At 71.0% G+C, this 4,107-nt stretch carries 4 protein-coding genes; all 4 read left to right on the top strand.

Annotation, left to right across the window (positions count from 1 at the left end):
* Window positions 1-103: 103 nt before the first annotated feature.
* Entirely contained in the window at window positions 104-661 is a 558-nt protein-coding gene (locus GT354_RS10450; RefSeq protein ID WP_161356004.1) for a low molecular weight phosphotyrosine protein phosphatase, read from the top strand.
* Between the two features lie 167 nt (window positions 662-828).
* The gene (locus GT354_RS10445) at window positions 829-2,508 is read left to right on the top strand and encodes a penicillin-binding transpeptidase domain-containing protein (RefSeq protein ID WP_161356003.1); all 1,680 of its coding nucleotides are present in this window, start codon (window positions 829-831) and stop codon (window positions 2,506-2,508) included.
* Between the two features lie 212 nt (window positions 2,509-2,720).
* On the top strand, window positions 2,721-3,602 hold the full coding sequence (locus tag GT354_RS10440; protein ID WP_161356002.1) for an acyl-CoA thioesterase II: 882 nt from the start codon (window positions 2,721-2,723) through the stop codon (window positions 3,600-3,602).
* A 232-nt stretch (window positions 3,603-3,834) separates the two neighbouring features.
* The coding region (locus GT354_RS10435; RefSeq protein WP_202511727.1) for an ABATE domain-containing protein at window positions 3,835-4,107 on the top strand (273 nt) is incomplete at its 3' end.

Below are 4,107 nucleotides of genomic sequence, written 5' to 3'. Positions count from 1 at the left end.
CGAGCCCGGGCGCGCGGGGCCGGCGACCGCGGGCGGCGCGTCGGGGTGAACGGCTCGCGACCCCCGTCGCCGCGTCGGTCGAGGCCGGCCTATGCTCCGCGACGTGACTGCGAATGCGCGTGCCGCGTCGGTCCTGGTCGTATGCAGCGGCAACATCTGCCGCTCCCCCTTGGTCGAGGCGATGCTGCGCCACCGGCTGGCCGGCTCGCCGTTCCCGGCCGACGTCACCTCGGCCGGCACCATCGACTGGAACGCGAAACCGATGGCCGACCACAGCGTGCAGGTGCTGGTGGAGTACGGCATCGACCCCGGCGGGCACCGAAGCCGCAAGCTGACCGCAGACCTGCTGCGCTCGGCCGACCTGGTGGTCGGCATGTCACGCGAGCACCAGTGGGCGGTGGACACGCTCGCCCCCGAGGCCATGCCGTACACCTTCTTGCTCGGCGAACTCGTGCGCCTGGGCGAAAAGTTCGGTCCCCGGGGCGCCCTGTCCGGCGACGAGTGGATCGCCGGAGTCGACGCGACGCGGCCGGCGAACCGACTCGCGCGACCGGGCGACGAACTCGACGATCCGATGGGCGAGCCGATCGAGGCGTTTCGTGTCATGGGCGGCCGGGCCGCCGATCTGACGGCGCGTCTGGTCGCGCTGCTCACGAACTGATCGCGTTTCGGGGGTACTTGGCGTATCCGCAGGTTGGGCAACCGGGTGGGGTCCGGAACCGTGCCCGCCGGACGTAACCGGTCGACCCCGGGGAGTACCGACCCTTTGGATGCCTCGTACACTCTCGGGTCCGTCGAGGGGATCGGCGCAAGGCATGGGGGGTTGACGTGTACGACGACGACGAAGAACCGGGCCGACGCAGCGGCTTAGTCGTGGGCCTGGTGGCGTTGGTGGTGGTGCTGCTGTTGGTCTGCGGAGTGGGTTACGGGGCGTATTCGTTTCTCAAGGACGCGGACACGTACACCGAATCGAGCCCGTCCTCGACTCAGCCAACCGGCGAGAAGAGCCCGAGCAACGCCGCCCGCCGGTTCCTCGCCGAGTGGGGGGCCGGCAACTGGAGGGGCGCGGCGGCGCTGACCGACGACCCGACCCCGGCGGCGGACGCCCTGGTGAACTTCAATACGGGTCTCGACATCCGAGCGCGTACCCTGACCGCGGCCGAGCCCAAGCCCGAACTTCCCGGCGGCGCCATACCCGTGTCGTTCGAGGCGAAGATGACCGTCGGGTCGGCCGGCGACTGGACGTACACCGGCACGCTCAACGTCGCCGAGGCCAAGGCCGGCGCGCAGGCGGGCAAGGGCTACGTCGTCACGTGGGCGCCCTCGGTGTTGCACCCCGAGTTGTCGGCCCAGACCCGATTCAAGCTGGTCCGCACGCAGAGCGGTCCGGGCGGGCCGGTGTTGCACGCCAAGGACGGTACGGCGCTGCCCGCGGCCGAGCATCCCGCGCTGAGCGGGATCCAGGACGGCCTGCTGCGCAAGTCCAAGCCCGGCGAGAAGGGTTCCGACAGCGGGACGATCACGCTCGTCCAGGCCGGCAACGGCACGCCGATCAAGGAGATCGCCAAGGTCGGCGACCCCACCGCCGCACCCCCCAAGGAAGGCGGCATCGAGACCACGCTCGACGCCAAGCTCCAGGCGGCGGCCGAGCGGGCGGTGAAGGGCGAGTCGCGGACCACGGCGCTCGCGGCGGTCCGGATCAGCACCGGCGAGATCGTCGCCGTGGTCAACAACCCGGCGGCCGGCGCCAACAACGCGTTCCAGGGGCGGACCCCGCCCGGCTCGACGCTCAAGATCGTCACCGCCGCGACGCTGCTCGAAATGGGCGCGGTCACCCTGGACGCCAAGGTCGGCTGTCCGGAGACCGCGAACGCGGGCGGGCGGGCGTTCACCAACTCGGAGGGGCGGGCCTATCCGGACGCCTCGTTCAAGCAGGCTTTCGCGCAGTCGTGCAACACGACGATGGCCGCCCTCCAGAGCAAGCTGAACGGCGAGGATCTGTCCCGGGTCGCGCACGACTACTTCGGTATCGGCGGCGACTGGAAGACGGGGATCGTCTCGTTCGACGGCCGCGTCCCGGCCGCGACCGGCGACACCATGAAGACCGCGGACATGATCGGTCAGGGGGAAGTCCTGATGAACCCTCTCACTATGGCGTCGGTCGTGGCGACCGCGAAGTCGGGCACGTTCCGCCAGCCGCACCTGACCCCCGACACGGAACAGCTCTGGAAGGCTTCCAAGTCGCTGACCCCGGCGGTGAGCGGCCAACTGCGCACACTGATGAAGTCCGTGGTCACCGAGGGCACCGCGCGTGGCGCGCTCGCGGGGCTGAGCGGCGATGTGGGCGCCAAGACCGGTACCGCAGAGGTCGGCGAGGGCAAGCCGAACAACGGGTGGATGGTCGCCTACCGCGGCGATATCGCGGTCGCGGTGTGGGTCGAGGGCGGCATCACCGGCGGACAGTCGGCCGGGCCGATCGTCAAGTCGTTCCTGGGCTCGGCGTCCTGAGGGCGGCGTCCTGAGGCTGGGTCGGTCGCGAGGGTCGGTCACGGGGGGCCGATCGCGGGGATCGGTCACGCGGGCCGGTCACGAGGGGCGGCCACGGGGGCCGGTCACGGGGGCCGCCGCGCGCCGCGGTCGACCTTCGGCGCGTGGTTTCGCACCCCGCGCGGCCCGGTTGTCCTTCCTGGCCGCCACACCCCGAGGGGCCGTAGTCCATCATGGGCAGCGTGACCGAACACGATCTTGCCGACGAGGGCCCTGGCCGGGCCGAGACCTTCCTCGACCTGCTCAGGCTTGAGCAGATCGAGGAGAACATCTTCCGCGGTTGGTGCCACGCGGGTGCGCCTTTGCGCGCCTTCGGCGGGCAGGTCGCCGCGCAAGCCCTGGTGGCCGCGGGCCGCACCGTGGTACCGGACCGTCATGTGCACTCGTTGCACAGCTACTTCCTGCGCCCCGGCAGTACGACGGCGCCGATCGTGTACCAGGTCGACCGGGTCCGCGACGGACGCTCGTTCGCGACCCGGCGGGTCACGGGCGTCCAGCACGGCGCGGTGATCTTCACCCTTTCGGCATCGTTCAAGGTCCCGGAGGTCACCCCCGAGCACCGCCGCGCGATGCCGGACGTACCGCTGCCGGAGGATCTCCCCGACCCCTACGAGAAGCTGTCCGCCGAGGAGCGCGCGCACTACGAGGAGTCGCAGACCCGGCTGCTCATGGACCTGCGCTTCGTACCGCCGGACGCGGCTCCGGACACGCACACCGTCGACGGCATCCCGCATCAGAGGGTGTGGATGCGCGCCGCCAAGCAGCTTCCGGACGACCCGCTGCTGCATGTGTGCGGGCTCACGTACATGTCCGACCTGACCCTCGCGGGCACGGCGGCGCGGCCGTACATCACCAACCCGGCCAAGCTCCAGATGGCCTCGCTCGACCACGCGGTGTGGTTCCTGCGGCCGTTCCGGGCGGACGAGTGGCTGCTGTTCGCGCAGGCGTCGCCGTCGGCGCAGGACGCGCGGGGGTTGGCGATGGGCGAGTTCTACAACCACGACGGTGTGCTGGTCGCGTCGGTGGTGCAGGAGGCCGTGATCCGGCAGCGGTAGACCTCGGGGCGGGGCGCGTCGGGGTGGGTTCGGTGGCGGAGGTCTGCGTCGCGGTGGTCCTTCCCGACGTGGTTCGTCTCGCGGTTGTTTGTCCGTCTCGCGGCGGTTGATTCTTCCCGTGGTGGTTGGTCCGTCTCGCGGCGGTTGGTCGTTCTCGCGGTGGTTTTCTCGCGCCGGCCCGGCGGCTCGGGTGGGATCGGGGTCACGTGCGACCGGTGGGAGTGGTTACAGGATGGAGTCGGCAACCGGGGTAGTCCTGCACTCGCGGGACGGCAGGGCGTATCTCTTCGATCCGGGCGCACTGTGCCTGGAGTTCCTGACCACGGGTGGCCCCGGCGAACTGTCCCGGTGGGAAGTGCTGCACGCGCCCGGCGACTTGGCCGACTGGCTTGCGGTGAGCCGACTTCGGCTCGATCCCGCGCGCGTCGCGGTGACGGCGGCCGAGTTGGCGCGAGGGCGGGCGATGCGGGACGCGGTGCTGCGGATCGCGCGCGGCGGCTTCGAG

The sequence above is a fragment of the Streptomyces sp. SID3343 genome (genome assembly GCF_009865215.1).
In the GTDB taxonomy this organism is placed as follows: Bacteria; Actinomycetota; Actinomycetes; order Streptomycetales; family Streptomycetaceae; genus Embleya.
This window is presented reverse-complemented; position numbering and strand designations above follow the sequence as displayed.

Coding starts and splice junctions, on each gene's coding strand:
- GT354_RS10440 (WP_161356002.1), top strand. CDS start 2,721: ATGGGCAGCGTGACCGAACACGATCTTGCCGACGAGGGCCCTGGCCGG.